The sequence below is a fragment of the Leptodesmis sp. genome, assembly GCF_052746595.1.
Map to the genome: position 1 here is coordinate 1 of NZ_JBRAGO010000106.1, position 14495 is coordinate 14495.

Annotated in this window: 16 protein-coding genes and 1 pseudogene; 4 read left to right on the forward strand and 13 right to left on the reverse strand. The window is 50.2% G+C overall.

Features of this window, described 5'->3' with window-relative positions:
• Positions 1 to 62: 62 nt before the first annotated feature.
• A pseudogene (locus ACUVQO_RS18915) lies at positions 63 to 527 on the forward strand (AAA-like domain-containing protein); the annotation flags it as partial.
• A 32-nt stretch (positions 528 to 559) separates the two neighbouring features.
• Here the strand turns inward: ACUVQO_RS18915 and ACUVQO_RS18920 are convergent.
• The 3 genes from ACUVQO_RS18920 to ACUVQO_RS18930 form a co-directional block, all read right to left on the reverse strand.
• The gene (locus tag ACUVQO_RS18920; RefSeq protein WP_445927387.1) at positions 560 to 892 is read right to left on the reverse strand and encodes a hypothetical protein; all 333 of its coding nucleotides are present in this window, start codon (positions 890 to 892) and stop codon (positions 560 to 562) included.
• 85 nt (positions 893 to 977) lie between these two features.
• Entirely contained in the window at positions 978 to 1541 is a 564-nt protein-coding gene (locus tag ACUVQO_RS18925) for a Crp/Fnr family transcriptional regulator (protein WP_445927388.1), read from the reverse strand.
• Entirely contained in the window at positions 1520 to 1690 is a 171-nt protein-coding gene (locus ACUVQO_RS18930; RefSeq protein ID WP_445927389.1) for a cyclic nucleotide-binding domain-containing protein, read from the reverse strand. The genes ACUVQO_RS18925 and ACUVQO_RS18930 overlap by 22 nt, the downstream gene beginning before the upstream one ends.
• A 417-nt stretch (positions 1691 to 2107) precedes the next feature.
• On the opposite strand from ACUVQO_RS18930, the gene hcp reads away from it, so the two are divergent.
• Positions 2108 to 3760: a hydroxylamine reductase gene (hcp, locus tag ACUVQO_RS18935; protein ID WP_445927390.1), complete on the forward strand. Its 1653-nt coding sequence runs from the start codon at positions 2108 to 2110 to the stop codon at positions 3758 to 3760.
• A gap of 99 nt (positions 3761 to 3859) precedes the next feature.
• Here hcp and rsmI read toward each other — a convergent pair whose 3' ends face one another.
• Positions 3860 to 4717, reverse strand: coding sequence for a 16S rRNA (cytidine(1402)-2'-O)-methyltransferase (gene rsmI, locus ACUVQO_RS18940; RefSeq protein ID WP_445927391.1), 858 nt, complete (start codon positions 4715 to 4717; stop codon positions 3860 to 3862).
• Positions 4718 to 4741: 24 nt separating this feature from the next.
• Between rsmI and ACUVQO_RS18945 the strand changes: the two genes are divergently transcribed.
• Positions 4742 to 5617, forward strand: a complete 876-nt coding sequence (locus ACUVQO_RS18945; RefSeq protein WP_445927392.1) for a sugar kinase — start codon at positions 4742 to 4744, stop codon at positions 5615 to 5617.
• 87 nt (positions 5618 to 5704) lie between these two features.
• Positions 5705 to 6589: a 3'(2'),5'-bisphosphate nucleotidase CysQ family protein gene (locus ACUVQO_RS18950; RefSeq protein ID WP_445927393.1), complete on the forward strand. Its 885-nt coding sequence runs from the start codon at positions 5705 to 5707 to the stop codon at positions 6587 to 6589.
• Between the two features lie 157 nt (positions 6590 to 6746).
• Here the strand turns inward: ACUVQO_RS18950 and ACUVQO_RS18955 are convergent, their stop codons facing one another.
• The 9 genes from ACUVQO_RS18955 to trxA form a co-directional block, all read right to left on the reverse strand.
• Complete coding sequence (locus ACUVQO_RS18955; RefSeq protein ID WP_445927394.1) at positions 6747 to 6923, reverse strand: chlorophyll a/b-binding protein; 177 nt, start codon at positions 6921 to 6923, stop codon at positions 6747 to 6749.
• A 238-nt stretch (positions 6924 to 7161) separates the two neighbouring features.
• On the reverse strand, positions 7162 to 7770 hold the full coding sequence (locus ACUVQO_RS18960; RefSeq protein ID WP_445927395.1) for a cytochrome b/b6 domain-containing protein: 609 nt from the start codon (positions 7768 to 7770) through the stop codon (positions 7162 to 7164).
• A gap of 257 nt (positions 7771 to 8027) precedes the next feature.
• Complete coding sequence (locus ACUVQO_RS18965) at positions 8028 to 8444, reverse strand: secondary thiamine-phosphate synthase enzyme YjbQ (RefSeq protein WP_445927396.1); 417 nt, start codon at positions 8442 to 8444, stop codon at positions 8028 to 8030.
• Between the two features lie 6 nt (positions 8445 to 8450).
• Positions 8451 to 8765 (reverse strand): DUF6812 domain-containing protein, encoded by a 315-nt coding sequence (locus tag ACUVQO_RS18970; protein WP_445927397.1) that lies wholly within the window; start codon positions 8763 to 8765, stop codon positions 8451 to 8453.
• A 36-nt stretch (positions 8766 to 8801) separates the two neighbouring features.
• Positions 8802 to 9893 (reverse strand): glycosyl transferase, encoded by a 1092-nt coding sequence (locus ACUVQO_RS18975; RefSeq protein WP_445927398.1) that lies wholly within the window; start codon positions 9891 to 9893, stop codon positions 8802 to 8804.
• Positions 9894 to 9975: 82 nt separating this feature from the next.
• Positions 9976 to 11682 (reverse strand): serine/threonine protein kinase, encoded by a 1707-nt coding sequence (locus ACUVQO_RS18980; protein ID WP_445927399.1) that lies wholly within the window; start codon positions 11680 to 11682, stop codon positions 9976 to 9978.
• Between the two features lie 98 nt (positions 11683 to 11780).
• On the reverse strand, positions 11781 to 12995 hold the full coding sequence (locus ACUVQO_RS18985; RefSeq protein WP_445927400.1) for a DUF4336 domain-containing protein: 1215 nt from the start codon (positions 12993 to 12995) through the stop codon (positions 11781 to 11783).
• Positions 12996 to 13127: 132 nt separating this feature from the next.
• Positions 13128 to 14078 (reverse strand): DNA-methyltransferase, encoded by a 951-nt coding sequence (locus ACUVQO_RS18990; protein WP_445927401.1) that lies wholly within the window; start codon positions 14076 to 14078, stop codon positions 13128 to 13130.
• Positions 14079 to 14098: 20 nt separating this feature from the next.
• On the reverse strand, positions 14099 to 14422 hold the full coding sequence (trxA, locus tag ACUVQO_RS18995) for a thioredoxin (RefSeq protein WP_445927402.1): 324 nt from the start codon (positions 14420 to 14422) through the stop codon (positions 14099 to 14101).
• Between the last annotated feature and the right edge of the window lie 73 nt (positions 14423 to 14495).

The following is a 14495-nucleotide window of genomic DNA, read 5'->3' on the forward strand; positions in this document are numbered from 1 at the left end:
ATCTTGGGAAGCCCGCACCGTATGCGTAGCATTGGTGTCGGGAGGATGTCACTGTTGGTTTATCCATTGAATTGCCAGAATTTACCCTGGAGCAGGTGCGCGATTTAGCCAGCCGCCACCCCTTGGACATTACCGCCCAACTGGGAGAACAGGGAATTGTGTCCTTAATGTCTCTGGTGCGGGGCAATCCTTACTTAGTGCGATTGGCCCTTTATCATATCAGTCGTGGTGACGTTTCCCTGAATCAACTCCTGCGAACCGCCACCTCAGAAGACAGCGTCTTTAGTGACTATTTACGGCAGCAATTACTGTACCTGGAACAACATCCCCAACTGGAATCCGTTTATAGTTTGATTGTGAATTCCCCCCTGTCCACTGTAGAGCTAGAACCTGCGCGGGTGTATGAGTTGCAAAGTCTGGGTATGGTGCGAGTGGAAAATAACCAGGCTTTACCCAGTTGTGAGTTGTTTCGCCAGTGCCTGCAACTGGGTGCAGGATTACCTGAAAACCAATCAGACTATTGCTGAGAGTGATCGACATTTGTGTGATTAAACCGGACTCAGAATCTAAATGTTCGAGTGAACAACAGTTTGTAACCAACGGCGATCGCTCCAAACGCGACTAAAAAATTCCAGAGGCTGGTCGGCTTTAAGAATACCCCACCACTGAGAAACACCAGGATAATCCCAGCGACTAACAGAATCCAACCGAAACCACCTGTTTGCCGGGGAAAGAAAATCAACGAAACCACCCCCCCCATGATCGCCAGTACCGAACCCATAGCGGGTAAATTACGCCAGAAAAAGGGCGAATAATAGGTGGAAAACATGATGTTCTGCCCTAAAAAATAAATTCCGGCAATTAGAAACAGAATTCCTAGCAGTTTTTGCATGACAAGTGCAGTAAATCTCTATCCATTATTCCCATCTTCTCTTAAACATCAAGAGCATTCAGGCTGATTCCAGATGCAGCCTTGGTCAAATCTTGCCATTCCGGTTAGCTCTAGCTTTGGCTGGCTTTTCCAGGACAACTAATTGATGCAAGCGATCGCAATCAAGCAATCTCACCGTGTATCCATCCATCTCAATCAAACCGTCATGCATCAGTTTGGCGAAGACCCGCGATAAGGTTTCGGGAATCGTACCCAGCTTGGCCGCCAGTTGCCCTTTAGACAAATCTAGTTCTACGGTTTCAGCCTGGTTGGTTTGCTCACTCAAACTCAATAAATAGTTGGCAAGCCGGGCAGGCACCTCACGCAGTGCCAGATTATCAACCAGATTGGAGAAGCGCCGCAGGTGACGGGCAAAACTTTTGAGCAGATTAATGGTGAGAGAGGGCTGCTCTTGCAACAATTGCAGGAATGGTTGGCGGGGAAAAAATAGCACTTCTGATGCTTCAATCGCCAAGGCTGAAGCCGGAAAACTTTGCCCATCCAGCACCGGAACTTCGGCAAAATGCTCCCGCTCACTAAAGATGTGCAGAATCTGTTCTTTGCCATCGGAGGAAAGCTTAAACACTTTCACGCGCCCCGATCGAACCACAAAAAACCAATTCCTGCATCACCTTGATGAAAAATAATTTCACCTTTGCGGTAAGTTTTAGCAATCGCCAGATTCGCCAATTCCGTCAACTGTTCAGGTGATAATCCCTGAAACATAATGGTCTGATTCAGAAACTCCGGTAGAGTCATGAGAGATTGTGAGCAGAAGTTGATAGACATGGAGATGAGATTGATTTGATTTAGCCTCAACAACACAAACTAAATGTCATCCCTAGGACACTCTTTAAAACCTTTTGGTTCTTTAATTGATTCTGTAACGATCCTCCTGAATCCCCTTAAAAAGGGGAGTTTGCATAGTTCGCTTCCCCCTTTTCAAGGAAAGTTAGGGAGGATCGAAGGCTTTTAAAATACGGCCTGGATAGAGGATACGTTACGGCTACTGCCTAACCCATCCTACAAAATTTGATGGTTGATGGCATTTCGCCGTCATCCTGAAAATGGAAGAAAAGCTGAAGTTTACTATCTTAACCGTCTGTTCTTGACTTAAGTCAAAGAGTTAAAAAATCGCCTCACCTAAGGTAAAGGAAGATGCTCAAGAAAGGTGAAATGATGTTTTGCGAACAATGTGAACAAACGGCGAGCGGACAGGGATGCCAGCAATGGGGAGCCTGTGGTAAGAGTCCAGAAGTGAATGCCGTACAAGATTTACTGATCCATCTCCTGCGAGGATTGGCTCCTGTAGCATTGCGGGCACGTGAATTAGGCATTTCGCAGCCGGAGATAGATCGCTTTACCTGTGAAGCCATCTTTGCCACGATGACGAACGTGAATTTTGACGAAAGCCGCTTTACTACCTACATTCGTCAGGCGATCGCCTATCGGGAACAACTGAAAACTCAAATTCAGCAACTAACAGGCGTTGCCCAAACCTGGTCAGCCATTGCCTGCTACGAGCCAGATTTTACAGGCAGTTTAGCGGCACAGGGGCAGGATCTGGCATTGCAATTCATCAGCCAATCGGGAATGAATGTTGATATCTTCTCCCTCAAGCTGACAGTGCTTTACGGCATTAAAGGGGTAGCCTCCTATGCTTTCCATGCACAGGAATTAGGACAGGAGGACGATCGCGTTTATCAATTCTGCTATGAAGCATTAGCCGCTTTAGAGCGCCAAGATCTCAGTTTACAGGATTGGGTTAAGTTAGCGCTGAAGGTCGGAGAAATTAATCTGCGCACGATGGAACTGCTAGATGCCGGACATACAAGCACCTTTGGCCATCCCGTACCGACTTCTGTGCCCATCAGTCCCAGAGCTGGCAAAGCGATTCTTGTGTCTGGTCACGACCTGCCCCAATTGGAAGCTGTGTTGCAACAAACAGCAAGAACGGGCATTACCGTTTACACCCACGGAGAATTGTTGCCAGCACATGGCTATCCCCGTCTAAAACAAACCTATCCCCATCTCTATGGGCACTACGGCACCGCATGGCAGAATCAAACCAAAGAGTTTGCCAAATTCCCTGGCGCGATCGTGATGACCACAAACTGCTTGATGCCTCCCCAGGGCAACTATCAGGACAAGCTGTTTAGCATTGGCCCCGTCGGTTATCCGGGATTGAACTATCTGCCTAATAGAATCAATAGTCACCCCGACTTTACCCCTGTGATTGAAAGAGCACTGGAACTACCAGGATTTACGGAAACTGAACCACTCCGGCAGGTAACGACAGGCTTTGCTCGAAATGCGGTACTGGGAGTGGCCAACCAGGTAATTGCCGCCATCAAAGCAGGTAAAATTCGCCACTTCTTCCTGATTGGTGGTTGTGATGGAGCCAAACCCGATCGCAACTATTACACCGAATTGGCGGAAAAAGTTCCTGATGATTGTGTCGTTCTTACCTTGGCCTGTGGCAAGTTCCGCTTCTTTGACAAGAACCTGGGTGAGATTGAAGGTATTCCCCGCCTACTGGATATCGGCCAATGTAATGATGCCTATTCAGCTATTCAGATTGCCATTGCACTCGCCAATGCATTTGAAGTAGATGTAAACCAGTTACCACTGTCTATGATCTTGTCCTGGTACGAGCAGAAAGCCATTGCCGTCTTACTCACCTTGCTCCACCTGGGAATTCAAAATATTCGCTTAGGCCCCACTCTACCAGCGTTTCTCTCATCCAATGTGTTGAAGTTACTATCGGAGACTTATCATCTCAAACCTATCTCCACCCCTGATGCTGACCTAGCTGCTTGCCTTGCGTAACTTGCAGGAGGTAACGGCGTTAACCTTCAACAACATTGGCGATCGCTCTTTGACAATGACAGAGAGCGATCGTTTTTTATGCCAATTTGCCACCGCCTCTTACGCTGAACCATCTGCCAGAGATAGAGCCAGTTGGTAGATGTGGCGGCGCGGCAGGGCGGTTTGTTTCGCTAGTTCCCGACTCGCCTCGGAGCGGGATAGTCCTTGCTGGAGGAGGGCTTGTAGTTCCGCCTTAATCACTTCTTCAGACAAGGCAGGTTGGGAAATTTCCGCACCACCGACAACCAGCGTGTACTCGCCTTGAGGATCTTTGTGGGTGTAATAATCAATAGCTTCCTGAATCGTTCCCCGCCAGATTTCTTCGTGCAGCTTGGTCAATTCTCGTGCAAAGGCGATCGCCCGATCGTTCCCCAGGACAGCCGCTAAATCCTGCAAGGTTTGTCTTAACCGATGAGGGGCTTCATAGAAAATCAAAGTATGTGGCTCGCGAGCCAGTCCTTCTAAATCAATCAACCGATCCTTGGATTTGGCAGGCAAAAATCCTGCAAATAGAAATCGATTGCTGGGCAATCCCGAAGCTACCAGAGCCGCGATCGCCGCACTTGGCCCCGGAATTGGCACCACAGCAATCCCAGCGGCTACACAACTTTTCACCAGTTCGTACCCCGGATCGGAAATTCCTGGCATTCCGGCATCGGTTACCAGAGCGATCGCCTGTCCCTGCTGCAAGCGGCGCACCAGATCAGGAATGCGAGACTTCTGATTGTGTTCGTAATAGCTCACCTGCGGCGTTGTAATTTGAAAATGCTGCAACAATTTCCCCGTATGGCGGGTATCCTCTGCGGCAATCACATCTACCGATTGCAAAATCCGTACCGCTCGGAAAGTCATGTCTTCCAGATTGCCGATCGGCGTTCCTACAAGGTAGAGTGTTCCGGGTTTGGGGTCAGAGGACATACAGAAGGAGGGAGTAGGGAGGTAGTGAAGAAGGGGCTGTTTGTTGGATTGACGACGCTGGATTTGATTTATCAGGCGGCTCAACTTCCTGATAGTAATCAAAAAATAGTGGCTACGGACTACGTTGTTTCAGCGGGTGGCCCAGCGACGAATGCGGCGATTGCATTCAGACACCTGGGAAATCAGGCAACAGTGCTGAGTGTAGTGGGAGCACATCCGATGAGCCATCTGATTCTGACAGATTTGCAGGAACAGGGAGTGCATCTGGCTGATTTACATCCAACACGCTCTGAACCGCCGCCGGTGTCCTCCATCATCGTGACGCAAGCCACGGGAGAACGAGCCGTCATCTCCATCAATGCCGTCAATACAGCCGCCACCCCAGACCAGATTCCCTCCCATATCTTGCAGGATATAGAGTTGCAAGCTGTAGATATCGTGTTGATCGATGGACATCAGATGGCCGTGGGACGATCGTTGGCGCAACAGGCCCACACTCAAAACATTCCCGTAGTCATTGATGGCGGCAGTTGGAAACCAGGCTTCGACACTGTTTTGCCCTTTGTCACCTACGCTGTGTGTTCAGCCAATTTCCATCCCCCCGGTTGCCAGTCGGAAGTCGAGGTGATGCGTTATTTATCAGACTTCAACATTCCCTACAAGGCCATTACCTATGGGGAAAAGCCGATTACCTATGGCGATCGTACTCAAATTGGCTATATCCCTGTCCCCACCATTCAAGCCGTTGATACGTTGGGAGCTGGAGACATTTTTCATGGAGCCTTCTGCCACTTTATCCTGCAGACTGATTTTGTGACCGCTTTAGATCAAGCTGCCCAAGTCGCCGCTTATGCCTGTCAGTTCTTCGGTACCCGACGCTGGATGGCAGGATTGGAATGAGCTAAGCTAAGGGAGAAAATAAAAAATTTTAAGTTTTGAGTTTTAAGTTAACTAAAAACTGCAAGCCTGCTTCACGTCTTGCGTCCTTTGTTTCACTATCCGCCCTTCACCATCCATCCCATGACCGATCCCAACTTGAAAGACTGGTTATTGATCGCCCGCATCGCAGGTTGGCAAGCCGCTGATATTCTCCTCAAAACTCAAAATTTAGAACTTAACATTCAAAACTCAGAAGATGGCCCAGTGACAGAGGCGGATACGGCAGCGAATGCGGCAATTTTGACGACATTGCAGACTCAGTTGGGAACGCAGGAGTTTGGCTACCTGACGGAAGAAACCTACAAGCTGGAACCGAGCAGCGATCGCCTACAACACTCCTGGGTGTGGGTTATTGATCCCTTAGACGGCACGCAGGAATTTATTCGACAGACGGGAGAGTATGCCGTTCATATCGCCTTGGTGCATGACCATCGACCTGTGCTGGCAGTCGTTGTCTGTCCCGCCGTCGGTAAGCTTTACTTTGCCACGCTCAACGGGGGCAGTTTCCTGGAACAGCGGGATGGTACGATCGCTCCCCTGCGCGTCTCCCAGCGTCATCAATTGGAAGAGATGATTGTTGTCACCAGCCGCAGCCATCGCAATCAACGGTTTAATCAATTGATGGCACGCTTTCCCTGCCAGACCCAGAAATCGATCGGCAGTCTGGGTGGAAAAATTGCCGCGATCGCTGATCAACGTGCTGATGTATATGTGGCTCTCTCCGGCACCTCTGCTGCCAAAGACTGGGATCTCGCCGCGCCTGAGCTGATTCTGACGGAAGCAGGCGGTCAGTTCACTCATTTCGATGGCAGCCCACTCCTGTATAACCAGAAAGATGCCACTCAATGGGGCGGCATCCTCGCCAGCAATGGGCAAAATCATGACTTCCTCTGTGCTGAAGCAACTCGCATTCTCAACGAACTTGGGGACTGACTTAATTCTCGAACGAGCAATAGCCATATAAAAACGAACCCTTCTTCAGAAGGGTTCGCCTACTGCCTAAGTGATTTAAACCTTGTCCAAATTCAGAAATCGGAGTTTCTCTGATCGAAAAACGACCGTTCTCTAGCTGGACTTGGCTTAAGAGAACTTACAGAATGCCCAGGAAGTGCAAAACACCCTGATGGGTAATCAATTCAGTAGCCAGAGCGGCAACAAAACCGATCATGGCAAAGCGACCATTCCACAATTCCGCTTGAGGAGTGAAACCAAACTTCCAGGCATTACGATCATCAGCAGAAACCGTCAACTTTTGAGTGTCTTGCATATCGAGTACTCCGAGAGCTCATTCCTACACCCATATTGTAAATAGTTGTAAAGGAAAGTGTCAAAGAGTAAATGACGAAAAGTCAGGGAAAATCCATAGAGAGAATCCTATGTCTCTTGCTAGACCTATTCAGATGAGAGGATCAGGGGAGCAAGGAGTGCGATCGTCCAGCCAGTCAGGATGATCACTTCAAAGATTCTGAGAAGAGTATTGCGTTTCATAAAGTTATCCTCAGAAATCAAGATTTGGAACGCAGGCTCTGCCACCACTGATTGAGCCGCTGACCCCAAAGGGCCGGACTATCTTCAGGTCGGAAGTACACGGATAACATGGCTTGAAATAATGGGGCACCCCCAACCCGTGCCACGGAGAGCAGGTGAATGGCTAAACCCCCAATCAGTACAGCCCAGGCCAGCAAATGGAGACTGTACCAGATTTGATTCAAGTCCCCTTGAGGGAGCCACTCCTCCTTCATCATGCGGCCAGAAATAGTCGATAGGATAGCGGCCAGTAGCATGAAAGTATTCACAATCCGGTGGAAACTGTGCTGGCCAATGAACTCTGTTAAATGAGACAGATTGGCAAAGGAATCAGGCTGGATCAACCGACCTTTTCCGGCATGGAAGCTGTACAGAATAAACAGGGGAAGGAAAAAGAAAAACGTTACCGCGATCGTGCCATGCACATCAATAATGTCCTCAATGGCAGGGATAGGCAGTTTACCAAAGCGGCCATCATAGGTGTTGTAAACCAGAAAGCCAGTGACGATCGCACCTAGAGCCAATAATCCATTGACGTTATGCAGGATTCGTAATAGCAGCGGCTGATAGGGTTGAGAACGGGACATACTTGACTCCTAAGTGTTGCAAAACAGTCGCATAGTGAGTGCAGACAAAAATTCTAATTTTGCTAGAGGTTAGGGGTATGTGTAACTTTTAGGGTAGGGGGGTAGGTTCCAGTTGCTACTGCTGATGTCTCCATTTGCTACATTGGCTACTTTGATTGGGATTGTTGCCATCTCCGTAATCACTATGATGGTGTGGCCTTTGGTGCGGATTCTGTTGTTCGGGACTGAGAAGCGTTGCTCCACTGTTTCCAACTCCATCAATCGCCGCTCAGGTGAACCACCAGTTCACGAGTAGACCCGTGCTGACGGTGCTCCCAAATATAAATTCCCTGCCAAACTCCCAGAGCTAGACGGCCATTCATGATCGGAATTTGTTCTGAGGTGTGGGTGAGGGCAGTCCGAATGTGGGCAGGCATATCATCCGGCCCTTCTGTACTGTGGATGTAGTGATAGCTTTCCGGCACCAATTTGGCAAAGAAATTGCTGAGGTCGGTCAACACATCTGGATCGGCGTTCTCCTGAATCACTAGACTGGCGGAAGTATGGCGCAGGAACAGGGTACAGAGTCCGGTTGTAATGCCAGACTCCGCGACGATCGTCTGCACTTTGGAGGTGACTTTATGCAGGGCTTTTCCCGTTGTTGAAATCCGGAGAAGCTGTTGGTGATGGGTCATGCGAGATTAAGGTGTAGATGAGCGGCCATCAGACGGCTCTGCGATCAGAGATTCCTGTCCGTGATCTTCAACCACCAGCTTGATGGCCTGCTTATTCACCGAGATAAAGCTTTCACTGGCCAGCAGAGAACCCTCCCACCCATACACCATCGCATTCGTGATGGCAATAAAGGCTTTTTCACCATTGAGAAAATCAGATAGACGAGAGTTGTAGCCCCCAGCGGGAATGGAAACTTCTCCTTGAATTTCCCATCCATCGGTCGTGTAGATTTTCACCCGTTGCTTTTCGCGATGAATGGTGCGATTAGTGACTGGATTCACGCAACTTCCTCCTTGCAAAACCTGATGTGCATTATCTTATGCGTTTTGCAAGGTATTGAGCACAGCCGTCGCAATTTCTTGATTGCCATCTGGACGAGGAGCGTCGGGAATACGAGGCGGCTGAAAGGGTTGATGGAGAAAGTCCCAGTTGCCAGTAAAAAACTCGGCAGGTTGCAAAATTTGGGTCGGGAGATAGTCCTGGGTCGCTTTCAGGAGTACGGCAGCCTCAGCAAAATCATCGCGGGTAATGGAAATAATTGGCACATTCAGGCGGCAGGCTTCGGAGAAGGTACTGAATCCCGGTTTAGAAATCACACAATGACAGGCTGGCATCACATCCACAGGCCGATAGTGCGGATTACTGATAGGCAATAGATTAGGCAGGCTGGGAACGTTACGATCGAAGGTGAGAAATTGCCAGTCCGGGAAGCGCTCCAGGTTGTGATAGGGAATTTGCTCTAGCCCCAATCCCCCGAAAGTCAGGAGTACCGTTTTTTCCTGGGGAACTGTCAGATTAAGATTCTGTCGCAGTTGTTTTACACTGTAGCGAGGCGTTCCTCCAGTAAACCCGACATCCGTAATCGTGGGAAAAGCCCTCATGGGTTCATGTAAGGGCAACCGGAACAGACGATCGCACTGGCTAAAACAGTCCACAATCCAATCTGCCATGTCATTGAATTCTGGATACTCGTCAGACCAGTCCCGGTAGATAAAATCCCAGCCGAAGTTGCTCATCATGTAGCAAGGAATGCCAGCAGCTTTGGCGATCGGGGCCGCCAGGGGAGGAATATCCGCCAGTACCAGTCCCACTCGATTTTGCAGAATGAAATTGACTTCTGAAGCAATGATCTCGTTCTGTTTCTGCCGCAACTCTTGCAACTTTGCCAGGGTTGCCGCCTTATCCATAGTGATGCTGTCACTCTGAATCACCCCAATGTCATAAGCGCGAGGCCGCAGAATGAAGTCACCGGGAATATAAGCCTCCAGCAACCAGCGAGGAGCCGTCGTCACCAGAATCAGTAATACATCAGGACACTGCCGCTGAATTTCAGCCGCAACCGATGCTCCACGAGTTGCATGACCAAAACCATGGTTCGTAATTGCCAGATAGAGAATAGGTCGGGACATGGGGGAGAAAGTTAAGAGTTGAGAGTTGAGAGTTAAGACTTAAATACTACTCATTCATTCTTAACTTTTAACTATCAACCATTCACTGATGCAGATCTGCTTCCCACACGGCAATGTAAATTCGATCTTGATCATTGCGCTCCACGGTTCCTTTGAGATAGCCGCTGGTAAAGCTGAAGCGGTTGGTTTTACGATTGGCGACGTTGATTAACCCTTGTTCGATAGGAGCGGTGAGTGCGCCGTCTAACATCCCGTTTAAGGTGTCTCCCATCGATCGCGGATGCACATCTTGAGCAAAAGAAGCTTCTGTTTGCCGCACTTTACCGCTGGTTTTGTCATAGAGATAGGCTACGGTTACCTGCTCAGGGATCAGGTCATATAGGGCTGCTCGTGTATTTGGCCACAATCCCTCACTGGATCGGTTGGGTTCCCCCAGCTTTTCCCGGATGGTTGTCATGCTGGTTCCTGTGGGATAGCCAGTGATACTCACCTCTGCAGTGCCAGAGTCAGGCTCCGCTGGCGACGGGGTGGGAGTGTCGGAGGGTGAGGGAGTGGGGATTGGAGCAGGGGAAGGTGGAACTGACGCAGAGGGTTTGGGAGAAGGACGGGAGGTAGGCTGGGAGGGGGAGGTAGGAGATGCGGGAGCCGTAGGGGAAATGGAAGATGGGCGGGAAGTAGAAGAGGTGGGGGTTTGGGAGTAGTACCAGAAGGCTCCAAAGGCTGATGCGGTGGCACTGGCGATCGCGGCCAGCACAATCAGCATCCAGGGAGCAATCCGGGACGGAGGTGGGGTGGTAACTGCTGGCTGGTTAACAGGTAGGATGGTATCGGGTAATTGGGCGGGTAATTGTCCGGACGATCGCTGTGGAACAGCAGGACTGATAGGAGGAATGGCCGGACTGACAACTCGTGTTGCAGCCGTAGAAAGAGGAACCGGGGGAATGGGGTTGGAGGGAACGGCTGGAGTTGGGGTAGCGGTACTGCCCGGTAACAATTTCATCCAATCGGCGACCGTGGCCGGACGATGCTGGACTTCGATCGCCATACCCCGTAGCACCGCCTGATTCACGGCAGCGCTGAGTTCTGGACGCAGATCACGGGGAGCAGGCATCGGTTGGCGATCGCGCAGAATCGAGGCCACAGGCAATTGAGCCGTTAGCAGGGAATACAGGGTAGCGGCCAAGCTATAGACATCGGTGGCAGGAGTGCGTTTGGCCTGCGCCATGTATTGCTCGATCGGGGCATAGCCAGAAGAAATAATGCTGGTATGGGTTTGAGTAGTTCCCAGGGTGAACTCTCTGGCAATCCCAAAGTCAATCAGCACGACTTCATGGGTACCCCGCCGTCGGATAATATTTTGTGGTTTCACATCCCGGTGCAGCAGTCCATTCGCATGAACCACCTGCAAAGCGGCTCCAATTTGCCGAATGTAATGAATGGCGATCGCTTCGGGCAGCGGTTTATCGGGGAACACAACGGCTTCCAGGGTTTCACCAGGAACGTAATCCATCACCAGGAAGGGCATTTCCTCTTCCACAAAAAAGTCATTCACCCGCACAATATTGGGATGGATACATAGGGCCAACCGTCGTCCTTCTTCCTGGAACTGTCGCTGTACCTGAGAAAACTCTAAATTGCGTTGACTAGAGGGATTCAGGGTTTTAATCACCACTGTTTGTCCCAGGTAGTGATGGGTGGCCTTAAAGGTGACACCGAAGCCCCCCTCACCCAGCAATTCATCCAGCGTGTATTTACCGCCCTGTAAAGCTTTACCGATCAACAGATTCATAATCGCACCGTTCTGAGTTTTGCCATTGCCGCAAGCCCCAGACTCGTTAGCATCAACAATACTCTATCTAAATTTGGCTAATTTGCCCCCCCAATCAATCACACCTTCTCCTTAGCAGGTGGAACGAGGCGGGTTTTATTCAAAAAGGCATCAATCTCCCACAACAGTTGAAAATCTGCTTCGGGTAAGTTGGGGGTATTACTGCTGAGTTCCAGAAAGCTAAATGCTTGCCGGAATTGATGGGAATCAGCAGCAACGGAAGCATCTAAATGGCAAGGGATCACTCGTTCAAACGGCCAACTGGCAACCTGCTTGGCCCAGGCCAGGGTTTCTTGAGGAGCGCGATTGAGAATCAGGGTTTGCAGAATCGGAGCGACCAACAACCGACCGCCTCCCCGTAAGGTATTAAATGACCGCTGCCAATCAGCTTTCCAGCGAAAGGGAAACCAGCCAAAGTACGCTTTGCGGGAGCGATCGCTGGCTTTCCAGGCATCTCGCACCGACTGCCCAAATTCTACAGGTTCTAACGCACTGGGACGGAAAAAGCAGGCAAACAGGGCAATCCGCTGCCAGCCTTTGCGACGAGTGGCCGGATCATCCTGCACCAGATCAAAGCCATCATCCCTGGCGTGAAACAACAGCGGATAGGGGTCTAATTGAACAATGGCAGGAGGATCTTCGGGAATCGAAATCACGGAATCAGTTACCAGAAGGGAGCGCGATCGCCGATGGAAAAAGGCCACTTCCGCAAATTTCCCTGGCCCCAGATCGATCGGCCCCAGAATCGCGTAATCAAACTCTTGCCCAAAGGGAGATTGGCTGCTATCCGCTGGTAAGACCTGTGTGCGCTTCCAGGGAAACCCCAGCCAAGTGAGCGGCAGGTTGAGCGGAAAACTCCATTGACCGGGAGCAACGAATACCTGAGCCTGAGGAAACTGACGGGCAAACGGGCCAACAAACACCTTATGTTCTAAACCAGAAATCGTAGGCAGGATGATATACTTCACATCGCCATACTCGTCTACCAATTCCTGCAAGAGTCGCAGACATTCTGTGGTTGGAGCAATGGGAGCATACACCAGCAGTCCTCCAGCCTCCAACTTGATGACGGTCATCCGAATGGGCACCACCACGTACAGGATGCCCTGCACCTGATCAAATGTCCAGATTCGATCCTTTACGATCTCCGTACGCAGCGTGCGTCGTTTGCCGTAAGGATAGATGGGTACCAACGGCCAAAAGCGCCATGCCCAATCCCTGGAGTGCGGTGCTAAGTTACGGTCTACTTGCGTGTTTGATGTGGGTTGCTCCACGTCACGCCCCCTTTCCAATGGCCCCTACAAGACCTAACCATACCTTGTTTATTGTCTTGTAAATCACAATTCCTTTTCACAGTTCTTCCTGTAAAGCCGTTTCGACAAAACGTTTCTACAATCCATCTGCTACTACTGTCCTTGCGATTTATGCTTTCGCATAGCCAGGGTATTCCGCTCCCAGAAAATGCCATCTGCATATCCCTGAATGCTGCGATCCTGTTCGGCCAGCTCCAACCGTTTTGCGGCCATCAAGCAGTACTCCTCATTGATTTCAATGCCCAGGAACTGGCGATCGAGCTTTTTCGCCACTGCACAGGCTGTCCCGCTGCCCAAAAACGGATCCAGGACGAAATCACCCGGATTGGTGCTGGCCAGAATCAGACGAGCCAGGAGTTTTTCGCTTTTCTGGGTGGGGTGATCGGTGTTCTCTGGCATCGACCAGAAGGGAATGGTGATATCTGTCCACAGATTTGAGGGATGGGTGTCGCGAAAATTGCCCTCTGGGGTAGCTTGCCAATCCTTGGGAGAACCATTCTGGCGATAGGGAGCCAGCACTTTACGCCGGAGTTTCACGGCTTCGACGTTAAAAGTGTAGTTGTCTGACATGGTGCAGAACCAGATGTCCTCGCTGGCATTTTTCCAATTGGCTTTCGCTCCCCGGCCTTTTTCCCGTTCCCAGGTAATCCGGTTGCGAACTGTGAAGTAACTGGCGGCAACGGCAAATACTGAGATGGAGGAAAACCAATCCCCACAAATGTAGATGGAGGCCGAGGGTTTCAGCAACGGTTTGAAGGCCGCGATCGCATCATCTAACCACAGGGTATAGGCCTCGATTGTCTGCCGAGAAAACTTTTGACCATGAAAATCTTTGGTCAGGTTATAAGGTGGATCAAGAAACAGTAAATCGGCAAATCCTGTTGGTAAGCGATTTGCCCACTCCAAACAATCTCCCCAAATGACTCCCTGTGGCGGTTGAGACAGCGGGTGTTTTGGCAGAGAGTGAAGCAGGCGATCGCGTAACCGTATGCGATCGTCCACTGTCAATTCCAGAGTACGGTTCATTGGAGCGCGAACAGCCATAGGGGAGAGGGGAGACTGAGTTAGAGATAGGGAGCAACCATAGCCTCAACCTTGGGCTTGGGCAGCGCACCTTCGCTAGATTCAACCACAGTTCCGTTCTGGAATAGCCTTAAGGCTGGAACTCCCTCTACTTTGTATTCCTTCACTGCCTCTGGATTAGGATCCACTTCCATCTTGACGACTTTGAGGCGATCGGCGTAAACAGTGGCTAAATGATCCATGATGGGGGTCATGAGGCGGCAGGGACCACACCAGGGTGCCCAGAAGTATACCAATACCGGCTGAGAAGCCTTCAAGACCTCAGTTTCAAACTCCGCATCTGAAATAACGAGGACGCTACTCATATTGATCTCCCATCCCAAACTACGTCTGCAATCAAATTTTACGTTTATAGAGACGTTTCGCCGAAACGTCTCT

What these genes read in the sequence shown, in the direction of transcription:
- ACUVQO_RS18955 (WP_445927394.1), bottom strand. Translation starts at nt 6,923, where the DNA reads ATGCAAGACACTCAAAAGTTGACGGTTTCTGCTGATGATCGTAATGCC.
- ACUVQO_RS18960 (WP_445927395.1), bottom strand. Translation starts at nt 7,770, where the DNA reads ATGTCCCGTTCTCAACCCTATCAGCCGCTGCTATTACGAATCCTGCAT.
- ACUVQO_RS18975 (WP_445927398.1), bottom strand. Translation starts at nt 9,893, where the DNA reads ATGTCCCGACCTATTCTCTATCTGGCAATTACGAACCATGGTTTTGGT.
- hcp (WP_445927390.1), top strand. Translation starts at nt 2,108, where the DNA reads ATGATGTTTTGCGAACAATGTGAACAAACGGCGAGCGGACAGGGATGC.
- trxA (WP_445927402.1), bottom strand. Translation starts at nt 14,422, where the DNA reads ATGAGTAGCGTCCTCGTTATTTCAGATGCGGAGTTTGAAACTGAGGTC.
- ACUVQO_RS18920 (WP_445927387.1), bottom strand. Translation starts at nt 892, where the DNA reads ATGCAAAAACTGCTAGGAATTCTGTTTCTAATTGCCGGAATTTATTTT.
- ACUVQO_RS18930 (WP_445927389.1), bottom strand. Translation starts at nt 1,690, where the DNA reads ATGACTCTACCGGAGTTTCTGAATCAGACCATTATGTTTCAGGGATTA.
- rsmI (WP_445927391.1), bottom strand. Translation starts at nt 4,717, where the DNA reads ATGTCCTCTGACCCCAAACCCGGAACACTCTACCTTGTAGGAACGCCG.
- ACUVQO_RS18965 (WP_445927396.1), bottom strand. Translation starts at nt 8,444, where the DNA reads ATGACCCATCACCAACAGCTTCTCCGGATTTCAACAACGGGAAAAGCC.
- ACUVQO_RS18980 (WP_445927399.1), bottom strand. Translation starts at nt 11,682, where the DNA reads ATGAATCTGTTGATCGGTAAAGCTTTACAGGGCGGTAAATACACGCTG.
- ACUVQO_RS18990 (WP_445927401.1), bottom strand. Translation starts at nt 14,078, where the DNA reads ATGGCTGTTCGCGCTCCAATGAACCGTACTCTGGAATTGACAGTGGAC.